The following is an 18,381-nucleotide window of genomic DNA, read 5'->3' on the forward strand; positions in this document are numbered from 1 at the left end:
GGCTTTTTCCCGGCGGCGGCCTTATCATTGGCCTACGTTTGCTTGCAGGGGGTTCCATGAAATTTGCGATAGCACTGTTTTCCGCCGCCCATGCGCCCTCCTCGCGTCGCGCCTTGCTGTTCGCCCAGGCGGCGCTGGCCGGCGGACACGAGATTGTGCGCCTGTTTTTTTATCAGGACGGCGTCTACAGTGCCTCCAACACCATCGTTGCGCCACAGGATGAGCAAGACATCGCTCGCCAATGGCGTGAGTTTGTCAGCGTGCATCAGTTGGACGCCGTGGTGTGCATCGCCGCCGCTCTGCGCCGTGGCGTGCTCGACAGCGAAGAAGCCGCGCGTTACCAGCGCAGCGCGGTGAACCTGGAGGCGCCATGGGAGCTGTCGGGCCTTGGGCAATTGCACGACGCGACCCAGGCCGCCGACCGCCTGATCTGTTTTGGAGGGCCGTGACATGTCCAAATCCTTGCTGGTGATCAGCCGCCAGGCACCGTGGTCCGGGCCGAGCGCGCGGGAAGCCCTGGATATCGTATTGGCCGGCGGCGCGTTCGATCTGCCCATCGGCCTGTTGTTCCTGGATGACGGCGTGTTCCAACTGGCGCCGCACCAGGACGCCAAAGCCGTGCAGCAAAAAGACCTCGGCGCCAACCTGCAGGCACTGGGGCTGTTCGGTATCGATGAGGTGTTTGCCTGCGGCCATAGCCTGGCTGCGCGCGGGCTGACGCACCCGGTCAATGCACAGCCGCTGAACGACGAACAGATTTCCCAGTTGATTGACCGTTACGACCAGGTGATAACCCTCTGATGTCGACTTTACATGTGGTGTCCCACTCCCCGTTTACCGATAGCCGCCTCGACAGCTGCCTGCGCGTCTGTGGCAGCGACGATGCGATCCTGCTCTGTGGCGACGGCGCCTACGGGCTGCGTCACCCGGCGCTGCTGACCAAAGGCGTGAAGGTCTTTGTGCTGGCCGAAGATAGCCTGGCGCGCAACCTGCCGCTGCCCGACTGGGCCGACTGCGTGGATTACCCAGGTTTCGTGCAACTGTCGATCGACTACGACAAGGTCAACACCTGGCTATGAACACCCTGACCGTGGGCGCGCGCACCCTCGAACTGGACAAGGACGGCTACCTCGTCGACCTGAACGAGTGGTCGGCCGACGTGGCCAACGCCCTCGCCGCCGCCGAAGCCCTCGAGCTGACCCCGGCGCATTGGGAAATCCTCGAGCTGCTGCGCCAGTTTTATCAAGAGTTCCAGCTGTCCCCCGCCACACGCCCGCTGATCAAGTACACCGCCTTGAAGCTGGGCGCGGACAAGGGCAACAGCCTGCACCTCAACAAACTGTTCAACGGCACTCCCGCCAAACTCGCCGCCAAGCTGGCCGGCCTGCCCAGACCGACGAATTGCTTATGACCGACTTTGCTCCGCTGACCCTCGAAACCCCTGCCGAGCACCCGTTTGCGCCGTTCGTGCGTATCCTGGGCAAAGGCAAGCGCGGTGCGCGCAACCTGACCCGCGAAGAAGCCCGCGAAGCCATGGGCATGCTGCTTGACGAAAAAGTCGAAGACACCCAGCTCGGTGCCTTCCTCATGCTGCTGCGCCACAAAGAGGAAAGCCCGGAAGAACTCGCCGGTTTCACCGAAGCGGTGCGCGAGCGCCTGCACGCCCCGGCGCTGAAGGTGGATATCGACTGGCCGACCTATGCCGGCAAAAAGCGTCACCTGCCGTGGTTCCTGCTGGCCGCCAAGTGCCTGGCGCAGAACGGTGTACGCATCCTCATGCATGGCGGCGGCGCCCACACGGCCGGCCGGCTGTACACCGAGCAATTGCTGGAAGGTCTACAGATCCCGCTGTGCCGCAATTGGCAGCAGGTCGAGACGGCCTTCGAGCACGGCAACCTGGCATTCATCCCGCTGGGCGACTGGGCCCCGCAACTGCAACGCATGATCGACCTGCGCAACACCCTGGGCCTGCGCTCGCCGATCCACTCCCTGGCACGCCTGCTCAACCCGCTGAATGCACGCTGCGGCCTGCAAAGCATCTTCCATCCCGGCTACCAGGGCGTACACCGCGATGCCAGCGGCCTGCTCGGCGACACGGTGATTGTGGTCAAGGGCGATGGCGGCGAAATCGAGATCAACCCCGACACGATCAGCCACCTCTACGGCAGCACCGGTGGCGAAAGCTGGGACGAAGAATGGCCCGCCCTCGCCGCCCAGCGCCATGTCAAACCGGCCAGCCTGGAGCCCGAGCAGTTGAAAGCGCTGTGGCGCGGCGAGGTCGAGGACAGCTACCCGCAACTCGCCTTGATCGCCACCATGGCCCTGGCCTTGCGCGGCCTCGGGCATCCGCGGGAGCAAGCGTTCGAATTGGCCCAGCAATACTGGGACGCACGGGATAAATCGATTTAATCGATCATTCCCCCGCAATCTTTGCGCTTTTAGTTCGAACTCATCCCTTTAGACTGGACTCCAACGCTTATTAGCCAAGGAGCCAGTCATGGGTTTGCTGATTGAAGGACGCTGGCACGACCAGTGGTACGAAAGTAGCGCGGATGGCGCGTTCCAGCGGGAACAGGCACAACGCCGCCACTGGGTGACCGCTGACGGCCAGCCCGGCCCCAGCGGCGAAGCTGGCTTCAAGGCCGAAGCCGATCGTTACCACCTGTATGTGTCGCTCGCCTGCCCGTGGGCCCATCGCACGCTGATCCTGCGCAAACTCAAGGGGCTGGAAGGTCTGATCGACGTGTCTGTGGTCAGTTGGCTGATGCTGGAAAACGGCTGGACCTTCGACAAAGCCCGCGGCTCCAGCGGCGACTCGCTGGATGGCTTCGCGTTCATGCACCAGCGCTACACCGCCGACACGGCCGATTACACCGGGCGCGTCACGGTGCCGGTGCTGTGGGACAAACAACTCAAGCGCATCGTCAGCAATGAATCAGCGGAGATCATCCGCATGTTCAACAGCGCGTTCAACGGGCTGACCGGCAACACCCTGGACTTCTACCCCGAGGCTCTGCGCCTGAGCATCGATGCGCTGAACGAGCGCATCTACCCCGCCGTGAACAACGGCGTGTACCGCGCAGGTTTCGCCACCTCGCAGCAGGCCTATGAGCGTGCGTTCGATGATGTGTTTGCCGAACTGGACCACTTGGAACAGCACCTGGGCGAGCATCGCTACCTGGCCGGTGAGTACCTGACCGAGGCGGATGTTCGGCTGTTTACCACGCTGATTCGATTTGATGCGGTGTATTACAGCCACTTCAAATGCAACCTGCGGCGGATTGCGGATTATCCGAATCTGTCGAATTGGTTGCGGGAAATCTATCAATGGCCGGGAGTGGCCGAGACGGTGGACTTTGCGCACATCAAGGGGCATTACTATGCCAGCCACCGCACCATCAATCCGACGGGGATTGTGCCCAAGGGGCCGTTGCAGGTGTTTGATACCGAGCATGATCGCGTGCGGTTGAGCGGTAAGGGCGTCTGGCGCTGATCCAGAGGATGGGTTGGATCTAATGGCCTCATCGGGGGCAAGCCCCCCCACATTGGAAGGCATTCCAAAATGTGGGAGGGGGCTCGCCCCCGATGCATTCAGGCTCAGACCTGGGCCTGGGCGCCTTCAAACCATTTGAGCTTCTCGCGCAGCACCACCACTTCACCGACGATCACCAGCGTCGGCGCATGCACTTCATGCTCCGCCACCAGGCGCGGCAGGTCGGCCAGGGTGCCGGTGAACACGCGCTGGTTGGACGTGGTGCCCTGCTGGATCAACGCCGCTGGCGTGTCCGCCGAACGTCCATGCTTGATCAACTGTTCGCAGATGATCGGCAAACCGATCAAGCCCATGTAGAACACCAGGGTCTGCGACGGGCCCACCAGATCACCCCAAGGCAGGTCCGAGGTGCCGTTCTTCAGGTGCCCGGTGATAAAGCGTACCGATTGCGCATAGTCACGGTGGGTCAGCGGAATCCCGGCATACGCCGCGCAGCCGCTGGCCGCCGTGATCCCCGGCACCACCTGGAACGGAATGCCATGGGCCGCCAGTTCTTCGATCTCTTCGCCGCCACGGCCGAAGATGAATGGATCGCCGCCCTTGAGGCGCAGCACGCGCTTGCCTTGCTTGGCCAGGTCGACCAATTGCTGGTTGATCTGGTCCTGGGGCACGGCGTGATCGGCGCGACGCTTGCCCACGTAGACGCGCTCGGCATCACGACGGCACAGCTCAAGAATCGCTGGGGCCACCAGACGGTCGTAGAGCACCACATCGGCTTGCTGCATCAAACGCAAGGCGCGGAAGGTCAACAGGTCCGGATCGCCGGGGCCGGCGCCCACCAGGTAGACTTCGCCCGGCGCATAAGGCGGCGCGCCGTTGACCTTTTCGATCAGCAAACGCTCGGCTTCATCGCCCTGCCCGGCCAGTTGCCGGTCGGCAATCGGGCCCTGGAAGACTTCTTCCCAGAACGCGCGGCGCTGCTGCACGTCCGGGTACAAACGCTTGACCTGGGCCCGAAAGCGCGCCGCCAGCCCGGCCAACTGGCCATACGTGGACGGAATCCAGGTTTCCAGCTTGGCCCGGATCAAGCGCGCCAACACCGGCGCATCGCCGCCGCTGGACACCGCGATCACCAAGGGCGAACGGTCGACAATCGCCGGGAAGATCACGCTGCACAGGGCTGGCGCATCCACCACGTTGACCGGTACGCAACGGCGCTTGGCATCACTGGACACTTGCGCGTTCAGCGGTTCGTCATCCGTTGCGGCGATGATCAGGGTGCAACCGTCAAGGTCGGCCTCCTGATAACCGCGCACGATCAGTTCCCCGCCACTGCCCAGCACCAGTTCACGCAACTGGTCTTCGATCTGGGGAGCAACCACCCGCAGCAGCGCACCGGCGTCGGCCAGCAGGCGGGACTTGCGCAAGGCAATCTCCCCGCCACCGACGACCAACACACGACTGCCGCGCAGGTTATGAAACAGCGGCAGAAATTCCATTTAGCCGATGACCTCGATGCCCGCCATGTACGGCTTGAGCACGTCCGGCACACGGATCGAACCGTCGGCCTGCTGGTAGTTTTCGAGCACGGCCACCAGGGTACGGCCTACAGCCAGGCCCGAACCGTTGAGGGTATGCACCAGTTCCGGCTTGCCGGTTTCCGGGTTGCGGAAACGCGCCTGCATGCGACGGGCCTGGAAATCACCGCAGTTGGAGCACGACGAGATCTCGCGGTATTTGTCCTGGCTCGGCACCCACACTTCGAGGTCGTAGGTCTTCACGGCGCTGAACCCCATGTCGCCGGTACACAGCGCCAGCACGCGGTACGGCAGCTCCAACAGTTGCAGCACGCGTTCGGCGTTGGCGGTCAGACCTTCGAGGGCTTCCATGGAGGTCGACGGCTCGACAACCTGCACCATCTCGACTTTGTCGAACTGGTGCTGGCGGATCATGCCGCGGGTATCGCGCCCCGATGCACCGGCTTCACTGCGAAAGCACGGCGTGTGGGCGACGAGCTTGAGCGGCAGGTGCTTGGCGTCGAGGATCTCGCCGGCGACGATGTTGGTCAGCGACACTTCGGCGGTCGGGATCAGGTACAGGTCGGCTTCGCCATCGCGGCTGATCTTGAACAGGTCTTCCTCGAACTTCGGCAACTGGCCGGTGCCCTGCAGGGCCGGCGCCTGAACCAGATACGGGGTGTAGGCCTCTTCGTAGCCGTGCTCGCCGGTGTGCAGGTTGATCATGAACTGCGCCAGGGCGCGATGCAGGCGGGCAATCGGGCCGCGCAGCAAGGCAAAGCGCGCACCGGACAGCTTGGCGGCGGTTTCGAAATCCAGGCCGCCGTTCAGTTCGCCCAGGGCGACGTGGTCCTTGATCGCGAAATCAAAGGCCTTTGGCGTGCCCCAGCGGCGCACTTCGACGTTGCCGTCTTCGTCCGCACCGACCGGCACCGACTCGTGCGGCAGGTTCGGAATGCCCAGCAGGATCGAATCCAGCTCGCCCTGGATCTTGTCCAGTTCGAGTTTGCCGTCGGACAGCTCGGTGCCCATGCGCTCGACATCCGCCATCAACGGCGCGATGTCTTCACCGCGCTGCTTGGCTTGCCCGATGGACTTGGAACGCGCATTACGCTCAGCCTGCAGTGCTTCGGTGCGGGTCTGGACGGTCTTGCGCTGTTCTTCCAGCGCTTCGATGCGCGCAACATCCAAGGCAAAGCCACGGGATGCCAGGCGGTCCGCTACGTCCTGAAGGTTGCTACGTAACAGTTTGGAATCGAGCATGTCGGTCTCTCGTTTATCAAAGTTTGGTCAAGGACAGGCCGGCCCAGGTGGCGAGCAGCCCGCCGAACACGCTGATGCCCAGGTACCCGAAGGCAACCAGGGCCTGCCCGCTTTCCAGCAGGCGCACCGTATCCAGTGAAAAGGATGAAAAGGTCGTCAGACCGCCTACAAAGCCGACAATCAAGCCGGCACGAATTTCAATCGGCACTTCCGGGCGCAACAGGAACCAACCGTACAACAGCCCGATGATCAGGCAGCCCACCAGGTTGACCGCCAGGGTCGCCGTATAAAAATGCCTCGGCCAGTTGGCGTTAACCCAATTACCAGTGGCGAAACGCAATAATGTACCAGCGATGCCGGCAACGGACACGGCAAGAATCGTCTTGAGCACTACTTTCTCCGCTGTTTGGGGCTGAGACGGTCGAGTTGAGCGAGGTGATTGAGCTTTTCACCGATCTTCAGCTCCAGGCCACGGGGCACTGGCTGGTAGAACGGCTGCGGCTCGAGCGCGTCGGGGAAGTAATCTTCGCCGGCGGCATAGGCGTCCGGCTCATCGTGGGCGTAGCGGTATTCATCGCCGTAACCCAGTTGTTTCATCAATTTGGTCGGCGCATTGCGCAGGTGCAGCGGCACCTCGAGGGAGCCATGTTCGGCCGCGGCACGCAGTGCCGATTTGAAGCCCATGTACACCGCGTTGCTTTTCGGCGCGCAGGCCAGGTAGGTAATGGCCTGCGCCACCGCCAGCTCGCCTTCGGGGCTGCCCAGGCGCTCCTGCACTTCCCACGCCGCGAGGCACAGGCTCAAGGCGCGGGGGTCGGCGTTGCCGATGTCTTCGCTGGCCATACGCACCACGCGGCGCGCGAGGTAGAGCGGGTCGCAGCCACCGTCGATCATGCGCGCGAACCAGTACAACGCGCCGTCGGGGTTGGAGCCGCGCACCGATTTGTGCAGCGCCGAAATCTGATCGTAGAACGCTTCGCCACCCTTGTCGAAACGCCGGCGTGTGTCGCCGAGCAGGCTTTGCAGGAGTTCGACGCCAATCTCGCTGCCGTCCTCGGCCAGGTCGGAGGCGTTCTCCAGCAGGTTCAGAAAGCGCCGCCCATCGCCGTCGGCGGCGCTGAACAGGATCTTGAAGCCTTCATCGCTGAGGCTCAACTGCCGCTTGCCCAAGCCCTTGTCTTCGCTCAAGGCGCGCTGCAGCAGCTTTTGCATCGCCGCTTCATCCAGGCTCTTGAGCACATACACCCGCGCCCGCGAGAGCAAGGCGTTGTTCAATTCGAAGGACGGGTTCTCGGTGGTTGCACCGATAAAAATCAGCGTGCCGTCTTCGACATACGGCAAGAACGCGTCCTGCTGCGACTTGTTGAAGCGATGCACTTCGTCGACGAACAAGATGGTGCGCTTGCCGTATTGCCCGGCCTGCTGCTTGGCCACTTCCACGGCCTGGCGGATCTCTTTGACCCCAGCCAGCACCGCCGAGACCGTTTCGAAGTGGGCATCCGAGACTTTCGCCAACAGCCGCGCCAGCGTGGTTTTACCCACCCCCGGCGGCCCCCAGAAAATCATCGAGTGCAGCGCACCCTGCTCCAGGGCTTCGCGCAAAGGCTTGCCGCGAGCGAGCAGGTGTTCCTGACCGACGTACTCATCCAGGTTGGTCGAACGCAAGCGTGCGGCCAGGGGTTGAGCGATCGGGTCACTTCGAAACAGGTCCATGGGCAGCGTTTGAAACCTCTAGGCAGGTTATTCCTGGATCACGTCGGCACCCTTGGGGATGTCGAACTTGAACGTGGACGCGGGCACCGGCACGTTGGCCTTGACCCCGGTGAACAGGATATCGGTGCGCTGGCCGACGCTGTCGATCAGGCGCATGTTATTGATCACGCCGTTACCGAACGAAAGGTGCAGGCTGTCGAACAGCGTGTCCTTGGATTTCGGCTTGAGGGTGAATTCGATCACGTTGCTGGTTTGCTTGGAGGTGATCTCGAAGCTGTCGTTGATCTTCGACACATCGCCCGACAGCAACAGCGCCGGGGTCTGGTTCAAGCGCGGATCGAGCTTTTTGATGGTCGCCTGTTCCAGGTCCGGGTCCCACAGCGTGACTTTCTGGCCATCGGAAACGATGGTCTGCTCGGCCTTCCCTTCCGTGTGCCAGTAGAACAGCCCAGGGCGCTGCACGGCCATTTCACCGGCGGTTTCCTGCAACTGGGTGCCGCCGGCATCCAGGGTCAGCTGGGAGAAGCGCGCGGTCAGGGTCTTGGATTTGTCCAGCAGGTTGGTCAGGCTGGCGACGGAGGCCGGATCAGCGTGAGCCGAAACAGCAGTCAGGGCCAGTGCCGGCAACAACAGCATGCGGATAAGACGCATGGGAGTCCTCATTGAGTCGTTAGGGCGCGCCGCGTGCTGCCACGCGGCGCGTGATCAGTCGCGCATCTGCCCGGGGGCGATGACTTCGCGCGAGCCGTTGGTGTTCATTGCGGTGACGACGCCGGCATTTTCCATGGCTTCGATCATGCGGGCGGCGCGGTTGTAGCCGATTTTCAGCTTGCGCTGCACGGCGGAGATCGAGGCGCGACGGCTTTCCAACACGAAGGCCACCGCTTCGTCGTACAGCGCGTCGGTTTCGGCATCATCGTCGCCACCACTGCTGCCGCCGTCGAAGCCGCTGCCGGCTTCTTCAACACCGGCGAGGATGTCGTCGTTGTATTCCGGCGCACCGCGCAGTTTCCAGGCTTCCACCACGCGATGCACTTCATCGTCGGAAACGAACGCGCCATGCACGCGAATCGGTAGGCTGGTGCCCGGCGGCATGTAGAGCATGTCACCGTGGCCCAGCAATTGTTCGGCGCCGCCCTGGTCGATGATGGTCCGCGAGTCGATCTTGCTCGACACCTGGAACGCCATGCGCGTCGGGATGTTGGCCTTGATCAGACCGGTGATCACATCCACCGACGGCCGCTGGGTCGCGAGGATCAAGTGGATACCGGCAGCACGCGCCTTCTGTGCGATACGTGCGATCAACTCTTCAACCTTCTTGCCGACGATCATCATCATGTCGGCAAATTCGTCGACCACCACGACGATGGTCGGCAACTTGGTCAGCAATGGCGCTTCGTCGTGGATGCTTTCGCGCTTGTACAGCGGGTCGGTCAGCGGCGTGCCGGCGTCCTGGGCTTCCTTGACCTTGGCATTGAAGCCCGACAGGTTGCGCACGCCCATCTTCGCCATCAGCTTGTAGCGCCGCTCCATCTCGGCAACGCTCCAGCGCAGGGCGTTGGCGGCGTCCTTCATGTCGGTGACCACCGGGCAGAGCAAGTGCGGAATGCCTTCGTAGATCGACAATTCGAGCATCTTCGGGTCGATCATGATCAGCTTGGCGTCTTCCGGGCCGGACTTGAACAGGATCGACAGGATCATCGCGTTGACCCCCACCGACTTACCCGAACCGGTGGTACCGGCCACGAGCAGGTGAGGCATTTTCGCCAGGTCGGTGATTACCGGCTTGCCGCCGATGTCATGGCCCAGGGCCAGGGTGACCGGCGATTTGAAGTTGTCGTATTCCGGGGTCGACAGCACCTCGGAGAAGCGCACGATCTGACGGTCTTCGTTGGGAATCTCGATGCCCACGGTGGTTTTGCCGGGGATCACTTCCACCACGCGCACGCTAGTCACGGCCAGGGAGCGGGCGAGGTCTTTGGCCAGGTTGGAGATTCGGCTGACCTTGACCCCGGCCGCTGGCTGGATTTCGTAACGGGTAATCACCGGGCCGGGGTGGATCGAGTCCACCGAGACTTCGACGCCGAATTCCTTGAGTTTGATTTCCAGCAGATGGCCGACGGCCGCCAGGGACTCCGGGGAATAGTTGAGCTGTTTCTTCTCGGCCGGGTCGAGAATCGAGATCGGTGGCAGCGTGCCTTCGACCGCGCTGTCGACAAACAACGGTGCCTGTTTTTCTTTCTGCACGCGATGGCTCGGTTCGGGAGCCTTGGGCGGCGCCGGGGCAATCACCGGCGGCACCTGTTTCTCGCGCTCCGACATGTGCTTGCTCAGGGCTTGTTCGCGTTCGATCAGGCGTTCCTTGACCTTGGCCTGTTCACGCCGGTCCGGCGTGCTCGGGGCCACGACCTCGTTGACGCGGGTGTCCACCTCGCGCAATTGGGCCACCATGCGCTTGCGCTCCACCCGGGCCGCCCACCAGCGGTTCGCGGCGCCCTGGAACAGCTCCAGCAGGTCGAGGGTGATTTTGCCGGTCACGTCCATCACCTTGAACCACGACAGGTCGGTGAACACGGTAAGGCCGAACAGGAACAGCGCGATAAACATCAGGGTGCTGCCCTGGATATTCAGGGTCTTGCGGGCCAGGTCGCCGAGGCTCTCACCCAGCGCGCCGCCAGCACCCGCCGGCAGGCCGGTCGGCGCATGGAAATGGATATGCGCCAGCGCCGCGCCGGACAGCACCAGGAACACCAGGCCGATCAGGCGCCAGGAAAACAGCCAGCCACTCCACTGCCACGGCTCATGACGCTGGCGGAAGATCTGCCAGGTCTTGATCGCCAGCAGCAACGGGAAGATGTACGCGAAATAACCCAGCACCATGAACAGGATATCGGCGCTGTAGGAACCGGCAGGCCCACCGAAGTTCTGCACGTCATCGATCTTGCTGTTGTGGCTCCAGCCCGGATCGTCCTTGCCATAGGTGAGCAAGGCCATCATCAGGAACAGGCACAGCGCGCCGATGGCGATCAGCGCACCTTCCTTGAGCCGATAATGCAGGTGCTGACGCCAGGCCGGCACGACTGTTTTTTGTGTCGCGGTGGATTTCTTCAAAACGGGTCTTTTCCTGCGCCTTTAGCGCGTCCATCTGTTGAATGACTGCACACTGCCGCCCAATCCGAGCAGCCGAAAAATAAACGAACGCCGTTAAATCTACCTTTAACACCGAGCGATTGACGAGTGAAACGGCGATAACGCCAGAATGCCCGCATTGTACGGGTTTGTGTCCGCGATGCCACGCCCTTGCCCCTTGCGCGGCAGCCTGGACAATTCACGGGTCACACACTGTTCAATTTGAGCATGCATTGTCTTTGCTGACAAAGGCTTATGCGCTGTTTTTAGCAATCCAGGCAAGCTTGGCAATTGGCCTGCATGGGGCAGCCCCGAATACGACCACGTCTCAGAGAGAGAGTTGCAGAAACACCCGCTCATGCTAATCCACAGCAATGCCCGATTCGGGCTGGCCCCCTGACGCCGTGTCGACAATAATCAACCTCCTGGGCAGGCCCGACGCCTGCCACTCCCCTCCCCTTCCGTAAGCCTGGATGCCATGCTGACCTGGTTACAACGCGACACCCTGACCTTCCCGCCGCTGGCCAAAGCCATGCGCGAACCCAACGGCCTGCTCGCCGCCGGTGGCGACCTGTCGGCCGAGCGACTGATCCAGGCCTATCGCCACGGCTGCTTTCCGTGGTTCTCGCAAGGCCAGCCGATTCTCTGGTGGTCACCGGACCCACGCACGGTGATTTTCCCCGACGAACTGCACGTATCCCGCAGCCTGGGCAAATTATTGCGCCAGCAGCGCTATCGCGTGACCTTCGACCAGGACTTCGCTGCGGTCATCCAGGCCTGCGCTGCGCCTCGCGCCTATGCAGATGGCACCTGGATCACCGAAGGCATCCAGAGCGCCTACCAGGAGCTGCACGCACGGGGTTACGCGCACTCGGTCGAGGTCTGGGACAACGGCGAACTGGTGGGCGGCCTGTATGGGCTGGCGATGGGCCGGCTGTTTTTTGGCGAATCCATGTTCAGCCGCGCCGATAACGCCTCGAAGTTCGGTTTTGCCACGCTGACCCGGCAGCTGCAGGCATGGGGTTTTGTGCTGATCGACTGCCAGATGCCCAACGATCACCTGCACAGCCTGGGCGCCCGCGCCATACCGCGCAGCGAGTTCGCCGGCTTCCTGCGCGACTATCTGGACCAACCCAACGCTGGACCGTGGGTTTCCTAGGCGACTTCCTCGCACCTGGCTTACACTTATTTCAAAGCTTATCCGAGGGTTGATCATGACCGAGCTGGCGCGCTTGAAGTTTTATGCCACTCAAGCCCACTCTTGCAGCTATCTGCCCGACGAACAGGCCACTACGCTGTTCCTCGACCCCAGCCAGCCGATGGACGTGCATGTGTATGCCGACCTTTCGGAAATGGGCTTTCGGCGCAGCGGCGATCACCTGTACCGACCGCACTGCCAAAACTGCAATGCCTGCGTGCCGGCACGTATTCCCGTGGCGCAGTTTGTGCCGGACCGCAATCAGAAGCGCATCCTCAAGCGCAACGCCGACCTGACGGTCACGGCGGCCAACCCCCGGTTCAGCGAAGAATACTTCGATCTTTACCAGCGCTACATCGAACAACGCCACGCCGACGGCGACATGTTCCCACCCAGTCGCGACCAGTTTTCCACCTTCCTGGTGCGTGAACTGCCCTTTTCACGCTTCTACGAATTCCGACTCGACGGGCGCCTGCTGGCCGTCGCCGTGACCGATTTGCTGCCCAACGGCCTGTCGGCGGTGTACACCTTCTATGAACCCGACGAAGAGCGGCGCAGCCTGGGACGCTTCGCGATCCTCTGGCAAATCAGCGAAGCCCGGCGCCTGGAACTGGAGGCGGTGTACCTTGGATACTGGATCAAAAACTGCAAAAAGATGAACTACAAGACCCAATATCGGCCGATTGAACTGCTGATTAATCAAAGATGGGTCACGCTTAACTAGAACCTCTTGGCTTAAACACCCTTTTTCGGGCACAATGCACGCCGCTTTTGCCTGGCGCAGTTGCACCGGGCCATTCACTGGATACCGAGGGCTTTACTGCATGTCGAAAGAAGACAGCTTCGAAATGGAAGGCACTGTCGTCGACACCCTGCCCAACACCATGTTTCGTGTGGAGTTGGAAAATGGGCACGTCGTAACCGCGCATATCTCCGGCAAGATGCGCAAGAACTACATTCGTATTCTTACCGGTGACAAAGTGCGCGTCGAGCTGACGCCCTATGACTTGAGCAAAGGGCGCATCACTTACCGCGCCCGCTAATCAAGTCAATACAAGACGCCCGGTTATGCCGGGCGTTTTTGTGTGTATAGAATTTACCTGACACCCGAAACCCAATGCGGGAGGGAGCTTCCCCCCTCCCACATTGGATCGCCATTGTTCTGGCAATTACATTTCAAGACAGTAAAAAGGCGCCTTTCGGCGCCTTTTGCGTAGCTGCAGAACGATCAGGCCATTTCGGCCGTGGTTTCGAACTCGAAGGTCAGCTCGCCGTCCTTCAGGTCGATATGCACCACGCCACCATGGTCGGAGAGCTCGCCGAACAGGATCTCTTCGGCCAATGGCCGCTTGATCTTGTCCTGGATCAGACGCGCCATCGGGCGAGCGCCCATTGCCGCGTCGTAACCACCTTCGGCCAGCCAATTGCGCGCCGCGTCCGTCACTTCCAGCTGCACGCGCTTGTCTTCCAACTGCGCTTGAAGCTCGGTGAGGAACTTGTCCACCACGTTTTTGATGACCTCATGGCTGAGGCGACCAAACTGGATAATGGTGTCCAGACGGTTGCGGAACTCCGGCGTGAAGCTCTTCTTGATCACTTCCATCGCATCGGAAGAGTGATCCTGATGCGTAAAGCCGATCGACGCCCGCGCCGCGGTTTCAGCACCGGCGTTGGTGGTCATGATCACGATCACGTTGCGGAAATCCGCCTTGCGCCCGTTGTTGTCGGTCAGGGTGCCGTGGTCCATGACCTGCAGCAGCAGGTTGAAGACTTCCGGGTGAGCCTTCTCGATTTCATCGAGCAGCAATACGCAATGCGGTTGCTTGGTGATCGCCTCGGTCAACAGGCCGCCCTGATCAAAACCGACATAGCCCGGAGGCGCACCGATCAGGCGCGACACGGTGTGACGCTCCATGTATTCGGACATGTCGAACCGCACCAACTCAATGCCCATGGCCTTGGCCAACTGCCGGGCCGCTTCGGTCTTGCCGACGCCGGTCGGGCCGGCGAACAGGAACGAACCGACGGGCTTGTCCGGCGACTTGAGGCCCGCCCGCGACAACTTGATCGCAGTGGACAGCGAGTCGATGGCCGCATCCTGGCCAAACACGGTGAGCTTGAGGTCGCGCTCCAGGTTACGCAGCAGCTCTTTGTCGGAGGTGGTGACGTGTTTTGGCGGAATCCGCGCGATCTTGGCCACGATATCCTCGACCTGAGCCACGTCGATGCGCTTCACACGCTTCTCGACCGGCTGCAGACGCTGATAGGCACCCGCCTCGTCGATCACATCGATGGCCTTGTCCGGCATGTGCCGATCGTTGATGTAGCGCGACGCCAGCTCGGCAGCGGCCCGCAACGCTTCATCGGTGTACTCGATGCCATGGTGCGCTTCGAAACGCCCCTTCAGCCCACGCAGGATGCCGATGGTGTCTTCAACCGAAGGCTCGGACACGTCGACTTTCTGGAAGCGACGCGCCAGGGCACGGTCTTTCTCGAAGATCCCGCGGAATTCCTGGAACGTGGTCGAGCCGATGCAGCGGATATCACCCGACGACAACAACGGCTTGAGCAGGTTGGAAGCATCCATCACACCACCGGAGGCCGCACCAGCCCCAATGATCGTGTGGATTTCATCGATGAACAGGATCGCCTGCGGGCGTTTTTTCAGCTCGCCGAGCAGCGCCTTGAAGCGCTTCTCGAAATCGCCGCGGTACTTGGTCCCGGCGAGCAACGCGCCGAGGTCAAGGGAGTAGACGACGCTGCTGGCCAGCAAGTCCGGCACCTGGTTGTCGACGATACGCTTGGCCAGGCCTTCGGCAATCGCGGTTTTACCCACGCCCGCCTCACCTACCAGCAACGGGTTGTTCTTGCGACGACGCGCTAGGATCTGCGCCACGCGCTCAACTTCAGCCTCGCGCCCCACCAGCGGATCGATCCGCCCCTGGCGCGCCAGCTCATTGAGATTGCTGGCATAGGCATCCAATGGGTTGCCCGAAGAAGAAGACTCACCGCCCTCGTCGTCCTGCATTTCCTGCTCACCCTCGGAATGATCGCCGTGCCCAGGCACTTTGGAGATACCGTGGGCGATGTAGTTGACGACATCGATACGGGCAACGCTCTGCTGCTTGAGCAGGAACACTGCCTGGCTTTCCTGTTCGCTGAAGATGGCGACAAGCACATTGGCGCCCGTGACTTCACGCTTACCGGAGCTCTGTACGTGGAAAACAGCACGCTGCAATACCCGCTGAAAGCCCAGGGTCGGCTGGGTTTCACGGTCCTCGTCATGCACGGGGATCAGTGGCGTCGTGGAGTCGATGAACTCCTGCAGGTCATGCTTGAGTTTGTCGAGGTTGGCGCCGCACGCACGCAAAACGGTGGCGGCAGCTTCGTTATCCAAAAGTGCCAGCAGCAGGTGCTCGACGGTCATGAATTCATGACGCTTCGAACGGGCCTCTTTGAAGGCAAGATTGAGGGTGACTTCGAGCTCGCGGTTTAACATAGCTTCACCTCATACCCAAGTGGTCGGCGTTAACCGTCCTTCTCGATTTCACAGAGTAGCGGATGCTGGCTTTCCCTGGCGTACTGGTTGACCTGCATGGCCTTTGTCTCGGCGATGTCGCGGGTAAACACTCCACATACTGCCCGTCCTTCTGTGTGAACGGCCAGCATTACCTTGGTCGCCAACTCGCGGTTCAGGTTAAAAAACACCTCGAGTACTTCGACCACGAAATCCATCGGTGTGTAGTCATCGTTGAACAAAACCACCTTGTACATCGGCGGCGCCTGTAGAGCAGGCTTGGCCTCCTGAACAGCAATGCCTGCAGAACCGTCGTCATCGTGCTCGTGATCCGGTCGATCCTGATTGAATGTTAGTCGAATCTGGCTGATTGCATGCATGGAAAGAAAGGTTCGTCAGTGGTTCAAATACAGTGGTGGGGGCGACCTGTCAGAATTTCAACTCTGACCGTTCGGTCACCTTGACTATCGGCAAATCGGTGTTACAACCAATAGAACCCACAGTGGGTAAAAAAGGTCCGCGCAGTCAACCTTATTTATTCGGGTTAGGACGGATAAACTGGATGATACTCCAGTGATGGAGTCTGGTGCAGAGGGATATGGGTATGTCTGGCGTCAAGATCAGTGGCAAGGTCAAATGGTTCAACAATGCCAAGGGTTACGGCTTCATTAATGAAGAAGGTAAGACCGAGGACCTTTTTGCGCATTATTCCGAGATCAAAATGGATGGCTACAAAACGCTGAAAGCGGGCCAAACTGTGAGTTTTGAGATCATTCAAGGACCGAAAGGGCTGCACGCTGTGAATATCTGTGCAATCGCGATCACTACACCTGCAAAACCCGTTGTATCCGCCGCTCAAAAAGAAAAGAAGCTAACGGCCTGATTCACTGCCAAGCGAGAAGCATGCAAATAAAAAACGGCCACCCAACCCATTGGAGTAGCCGTTTTTTATGCCTGCGTGTTTACATGTGCGAGATCAGCGCATCGCCAAAGCCCGACGACGACACCAACTTCGCGCCCTCCATCAGGCGCTCGAAGTCATAGGTCACGGTCTTGGCCGAGATAGCACCATTGGTGCCCTTGATGATCAGATCGGCCGCTTCGGTCCAGCCCATGTGGCGCAGCATCATTTCCGCCGACAGGATCAGCGAACCCGGGTTGACCTGGTCCTTACCGGCATATTTCGGCGCGGTACCGTGGGTGGCTTCAAACATTGCCACGGTGTCGGACAAGTTGGCGCCCGGCGCAATACCGATACCACCGACTTCCGCCGCCAGGGCGTCAGACAGGTAGTCACCGTTGAGGTTAAGGGTCGCGATCACATCATATTCAGCCGGACGCAGCAGGATCTGCTGCAGCATGGCATCGGCAATCGCATCCTTGACCACGACATTCTTGCCGGTCTTCGGGTTCTTGAACTGCATCCACGGCCCGCCATCGAGCAGGGTTGCGCCGAATTCTTCAGCCGCCACTTCGTAGGCCCATTCCTTGAAGGCACCTTCGGTGAACTTCATGATGTTGCCTTTGTGTACGATGGTCAGCGACTCGCGGTCGTTATCCACGACATATTGCAGGGCCTTGCGCGCCAGGCGCTTGGTGCCCTCTTTGGACACCGGCTTGATGCCGATACCGCAATCCTGGTCGAAACGGATCTTGGTGACACCCATTTCCTCCTTGAGGAACTTGATCACTTTGATCGCTTCCGGCGAACCGGCTTTCCACTCGATCCCGGCGTAAATATCTTCGGAGTTTTCGCGGAAGATGGTCATGTCCACGTCGCCAGGCTTTTTGACCGGGCTCGGCACGCCTTCGAACCAGCGCACCGGGCGCAGGCACACATACAGGTCGAGTTGTTGGCGCAGGGCCACGTTCAACGAACGGATGCCACCACCGACCGGCGTGGTCAGCGGGCCTTTGATGGAGACTACGTAATCGCGCACCGCGTCCAGGGTTTCCTGGGGCAGCCAGGTGTCCTGGTCATAGACTTGGGTCGCCTTCTCACCGGCGTAAACTTCCATCCACGAAATCTTGCGCTTGCCGCCGTAAGCTTTTTCAACAGCGGCGTCGACCACCTTGATCATCACTGGGCTGATGTCGACACCGATACCGTCACCTTCGATATAAGGGATGATCGGTTGGTCAGGAACATTGAGAGAATGGTCTGCATTGACGGTGATTTTGTCGCCGACTGCCGGAACCTGAATCTTCTTGTATCCCATGCTGAACTCCATCTATGGATTGAACATCTGGCTGCGTTCGAGCCTACTCCAGATAAATGACGACTTAAACCTCACGCCACGCTCATTTGCATCGAAAACAGCATATTTAGTCGCCTACAAGCTTGAAAGCAAAGGGAAAAGCGCCAATCTTGAGCACATCATGCGACTTTAGGCGCAACTTGGTCCCTGCGACCTTTAGACCAATGGACGACCCACCTTTTGTATGAAGGCTCGGCGTAAGCATAGCGACCTATGTATAATGCCGCCGCTGACCAAAGAGTCACGACGGCCGACTGCCTGCTTCTTCAATAGAAAGCAGCGCCCAGCGCCAG

Annotated in this window: 19 protein-coding genes; 10 read left to right on the forward strand and 9 right to left on the reverse strand. The window is 60.6% G+C overall.

The features are described from left to right. Nucleotides 1-56: 56 nt before the first annotated feature. The 6 genes from tusD (at nucleotide 57) to RGV59_RS24400 (ending at nucleotide 3,493) form a co-directional block, all read left to right on the forward strand. Nucleotides 57-449, forward strand: coding sequence for a sulfurtransferase complex subunit TusD (tusD, locus tag RGV59_RS24375; RefSeq protein ID WP_017848032.1), 393 nt, complete (start codon nucleotides 57-59; stop codon nucleotides 447-449). Nucleotide 450: 1 nt separating this feature from the next. Next, nucleotides 451-801 (forward strand): sulfurtransferase complex subunit TusC, encoded by a 351-nt coding sequence (gene tusC / locus RGV59_RS24380; RefSeq protein ID WP_017848033.1) that lies wholly within the window; start codon nucleotides 451-453, stop codon nucleotides 799-801. After that, nucleotides 801-1,079 carry a sulfurtransferase complex subunit TusB gene (tusB, locus tag RGV59_RS24385; protein WP_017848034.1) on the forward strand — a complete coding sequence of 93 codons (279 nt, stop codon included), beginning with the start codon at nucleotides 801-803 and terminating at the stop codon, nucleotides 1,077-1,079. The genes tusC and tusB overlap by 1 nt, the downstream gene beginning before the upstream one ends. After that, the gene (locus RGV59_RS24390) at nucleotides 1,076-1,411 is read left to right on the forward strand and encodes a TusE/DsrC/DsvC family sulfur relay protein (protein WP_017848035.1); all 336 of its coding nucleotides are present in this window, start codon (nucleotides 1,076-1,078) and stop codon (nucleotides 1,409-1,411) included. Before tusB ends, RGV59_RS24390 begins: the two co-directional genes overlap by 4 nt. Next, nucleotides 1,408-2,409: a glycosyl transferase family protein gene (locus RGV59_RS24395; protein WP_046382915.1), complete on the forward strand. Its 1,002-nt coding sequence runs from the start codon at nucleotides 1,408-1,410 to the stop codon at nucleotides 2,407-2,409. The genes RGV59_RS24390 and RGV59_RS24395 overlap by 4 nt, the downstream gene beginning before the upstream one ends. Nucleotides 2,410-2,497: 88 nt before the next feature. After that, complete coding sequence (locus tag RGV59_RS24400; protein WP_102617236.1) at nucleotides 2,498-3,493, forward strand: glutathione S-transferase family protein; 996 nt, start codon at nucleotides 2,498-2,500, stop codon at nucleotides 3,491-3,493. Between the two features lie 104 nt (nucleotides 3,494-3,597). Here the strand turns inward: RGV59_RS24400 and cysG are convergent, their stop codons facing one another. The 6 genes from cysG to ftsK are packed head-to-tail and all read right to left on the reverse strand — an operon-like array spanning nucleotide 3,598 to nucleotide 11,097. Next, entirely contained in the window at nucleotides 3,598-4,992 is a 1,395-nt protein-coding gene (gene cysG / locus RGV59_RS24405; protein WP_017848038.1) for a siroheme synthase CysG, read from the reverse strand. After that, nucleotides 4,993-6,273, reverse strand: coding sequence for a serine--tRNA ligase (gene serS, locus RGV59_RS24410; RefSeq protein WP_017848039.1), 1,281 nt, complete (start codon nucleotides 6,271-6,273; stop codon nucleotides 4,993-4,995). A gap of 16 nt (nucleotides 6,274-6,289) precedes the next feature. Then, nucleotides 6,290-6,664: a fluoride efflux transporter CrcB gene (crcB, locus tag RGV59_RS24415; RefSeq protein ID WP_017848040.1), complete on the reverse strand. Its 375-nt coding sequence runs from the start codon at nucleotides 6,662-6,664 to the stop codon at nucleotides 6,290-6,292. Then, complete coding sequence (locus RGV59_RS24420; RefSeq protein ID WP_017848041.1) at nucleotides 6,664-7,986, reverse strand: replication-associated recombination protein A; 1,323 nt, start codon at nucleotides 7,984-7,986, stop codon at nucleotides 6,664-6,666. Before RGV59_RS24420 ends, crcB begins: the two co-directional genes overlap by 1 nt. 27 nt (nucleotides 7,987-8,013) lie before the next feature. Further along, entirely contained in the window at nucleotides 8,014-8,637 is a 624-nt protein-coding gene (gene lolA / locus RGV59_RS24425) for an outer membrane lipoprotein chaperone LolA (protein WP_017848042.1), read from the reverse strand. A 54-nt stretch (nucleotides 8,638-8,691) separates the two neighbouring features. Beyond that, complete coding sequence (gene ftsK / locus RGV59_RS24430; RefSeq protein ID WP_017848043.1) at nucleotides 8,692-11,097, reverse strand: DNA translocase FtsK; 2,406 nt, start codon at nucleotides 11,095-11,097, stop codon at nucleotides 8,692-8,694. Nucleotides 11,098-11,593: 496 nt separating this feature from the next. Between ftsK and aat the strand changes: the two genes are divergently transcribed. The 3 genes from aat (at nucleotide 11,594) to infA (ending at nucleotide 13,356) form a co-directional block, all read left to right on the forward strand. Next, the gene (aat, locus tag RGV59_RS24435) at nucleotides 11,594-12,274 is read left to right on the forward strand and encodes a leucyl/phenylalanyl-tRNA--protein transferase (RefSeq protein ID WP_017848044.1); all 681 of its coding nucleotides are present in this window, start codon (nucleotides 11,594-11,596) and stop codon (nucleotides 12,272-12,274) included. A gap of 55 nt (nucleotides 12,275-12,329) precedes the next feature. Continuing rightward, the gene (locus tag RGV59_RS24440) at nucleotides 12,330-13,037 is read left to right on the forward strand and encodes an arginyltransferase (protein ID WP_017848045.1); all 708 of its coding nucleotides are present in this window, start codon (nucleotides 12,330-12,332) and stop codon (nucleotides 13,035-13,037) included. 100 nt (nucleotides 13,038-13,137) lie between these two features. Then, nucleotides 13,138-13,356, forward strand: a complete 219-nt coding sequence (gene infA, locus RGV59_RS24445) for a translation initiation factor IF-1 (protein WP_002553999.1) — start codon at nucleotides 13,138-13,140, stop codon at nucleotides 13,354-13,356. Between the two features lie 185 nt (nucleotides 13,357-13,541). Here the strand turns inward: infA and clpA are convergent, their stop codons facing one another. Continuing rightward, nucleotides 13,542-15,812 (reverse strand): ATP-dependent Clp protease ATP-binding subunit ClpA, encoded by a 2,271-nt coding sequence (gene clpA / locus RGV59_RS24450; protein ID WP_017848046.1) that lies wholly within the window; start codon nucleotides 15,810-15,812, stop codon nucleotides 13,542-13,544. A 29-nt stretch (nucleotides 15,813-15,841) separates the two neighbouring features. Beyond that, a complete protein-coding gene (gene clpS, locus RGV59_RS24455; protein ID WP_010567912.1) occupies nucleotides 15,842-16,210 on the reverse strand; it encodes an ATP-dependent Clp protease adapter ClpS in 369 nt (122 codons plus the stop codon). Nucleotides 16,211-16,434: 224 nt separating this feature from the next. Here clpS and cspD point away from each other — a divergent pair, with 224 nt between their 5' ends. Then, nucleotides 16,435-16,713 (forward strand): cold shock domain-containing protein CspD, encoded by a 279-nt coding sequence (gene cspD / locus RGV59_RS24460; RefSeq protein WP_032804724.1) that lies wholly within the window; start codon nucleotides 16,435-16,437, stop codon nucleotides 16,711-16,713. Nucleotides 16,714-16,792: 79 nt separating this feature from the next. Here cspD and icd read toward each other — a convergent pair whose 3' ends face one another. After that, entirely contained in the window at nucleotides 16,793-18,049 is a 1,257-nt protein-coding gene (gene icd / locus RGV59_RS24465; RefSeq protein WP_026140163.1) for an NADP-dependent isocitrate dehydrogenase, read from the reverse strand. Between the last annotated feature and the right edge of the window lie 332 nt (nucleotides 18,050-18,381).

Source organism: Pseudomonas sp. FG1 (genome assembly GCF_034313875.1).
In the GTDB taxonomy this organism is placed as follows: domain Bacteria; phylum Pseudomonadota; class Gammaproteobacteria; order Pseudomonadales; family Pseudomonadaceae; genus Aquipseudomonas; species Aquipseudomonas veronii.

Excerpts from the sequence above, each read along its gene's own strand:
- aat (WP_017848044.1), top strand. The coding sequence starts at position 11,594 with ATGCTGACCTGGTTACAACGCGACACCCTGACCTTCCCGCCGCTGGCC.
- RGV59_RS24440 (WP_017848045.1), top strand. The coding sequence starts at position 12,330 with ATGACCGAGCTGGCGCGCTTGAAGTTTTATGCCACTCAAGCCCACTCT.
- clpA (WP_017848046.1), bottom strand. The coding sequence starts at position 15,812 with ATGTTAAACCGCGAGCTCGAAGTCACCCTCAATCTTGCCTTCAAAGAG.
- cspD (WP_032804724.1), top strand. The coding sequence starts at position 16,435 with ATGTCTGGCGTCAAGATCAGTGGCAAGGTCAAATGGTTCAACAATGCC.
- tusC (WP_017848033.1), top strand. The coding sequence starts at position 451 with ATGTCCAAATCCTTGCTGGTGATCAGCCGCCAGGCACCGTGGTCCGGG.
- clpS (WP_010567912.1), bottom strand. The coding sequence starts at position 16,210 with ATGCATGCAATCAGCCAGATTCGACTAACATTCAATCAGGATCGACCG.
- RGV59_RS24400 (WP_102617236.1), top strand. The coding sequence starts at position 2,498 with ATGGGTTTGCTGATTGAAGGACGCTGGCACGACCAGTGGTACGAAAGT.
- cysG (WP_017848038.1), bottom strand. The coding sequence starts at position 4,992 with ATGGAATTTCTGCCGCTGTTTCATAACCTGCGCGGCAGTCGTGTGTTG.
- tusD (WP_017848032.1), top strand. The coding sequence starts at position 57 with ATGAAATTTGCGATAGCACTGTTTTCCGCCGCCCATGCGCCCTCCTCG.
- RGV59_RS24395 (WP_046382915.1), top strand. The coding sequence starts at position 1,408 with ATGACCGACTTTGCTCCGCTGACCCTCGAAACCCCTGCCGAGCACCCG.
- icd (WP_026140163.1), bottom strand. The coding sequence starts at position 18,049 with ATGGGATACAAGAAGATTCAGGTTCCGGCAGTCGGCGACAAAATCACC.
- RGV59_RS24390 (WP_017848035.1), top strand. The coding sequence starts at position 1,076 with ATGAACACCCTGACCGTGGGCGCGCGCACCCTCGAACTGGACAAGGAC.
- infA (WP_002553999.1), top strand. The coding sequence starts at position 13,138 with ATGTCGAAAGAAGACAGCTTCGAAATGGAAGGCACTGTCGTCGACACC.
- tusB (WP_017848034.1), top strand. The coding sequence starts at position 801 with ATGTCGACTTTACATGTGGTGTCCCACTCCCCGTTTACCGATAGCCGC.
- serS (WP_017848039.1), bottom strand. The coding sequence starts at position 6,273 with ATGCTCGATTCCAAACTGTTACGTAGCAACCTTCAGGACGTAGCGGAC.
- lolA (WP_017848042.1), bottom strand. The coding sequence starts at position 8,637 with ATGCGTCTTATCCGCATGCTGTTGTTGCCGGCACTGGCCCTGACTGCT.
- RGV59_RS24420 (WP_017848041.1), bottom strand. The coding sequence starts at position 7,986 with ATGGACCTGTTTCGAAGTGACCCGATCGCTCAACCCCTGGCCGCACGC.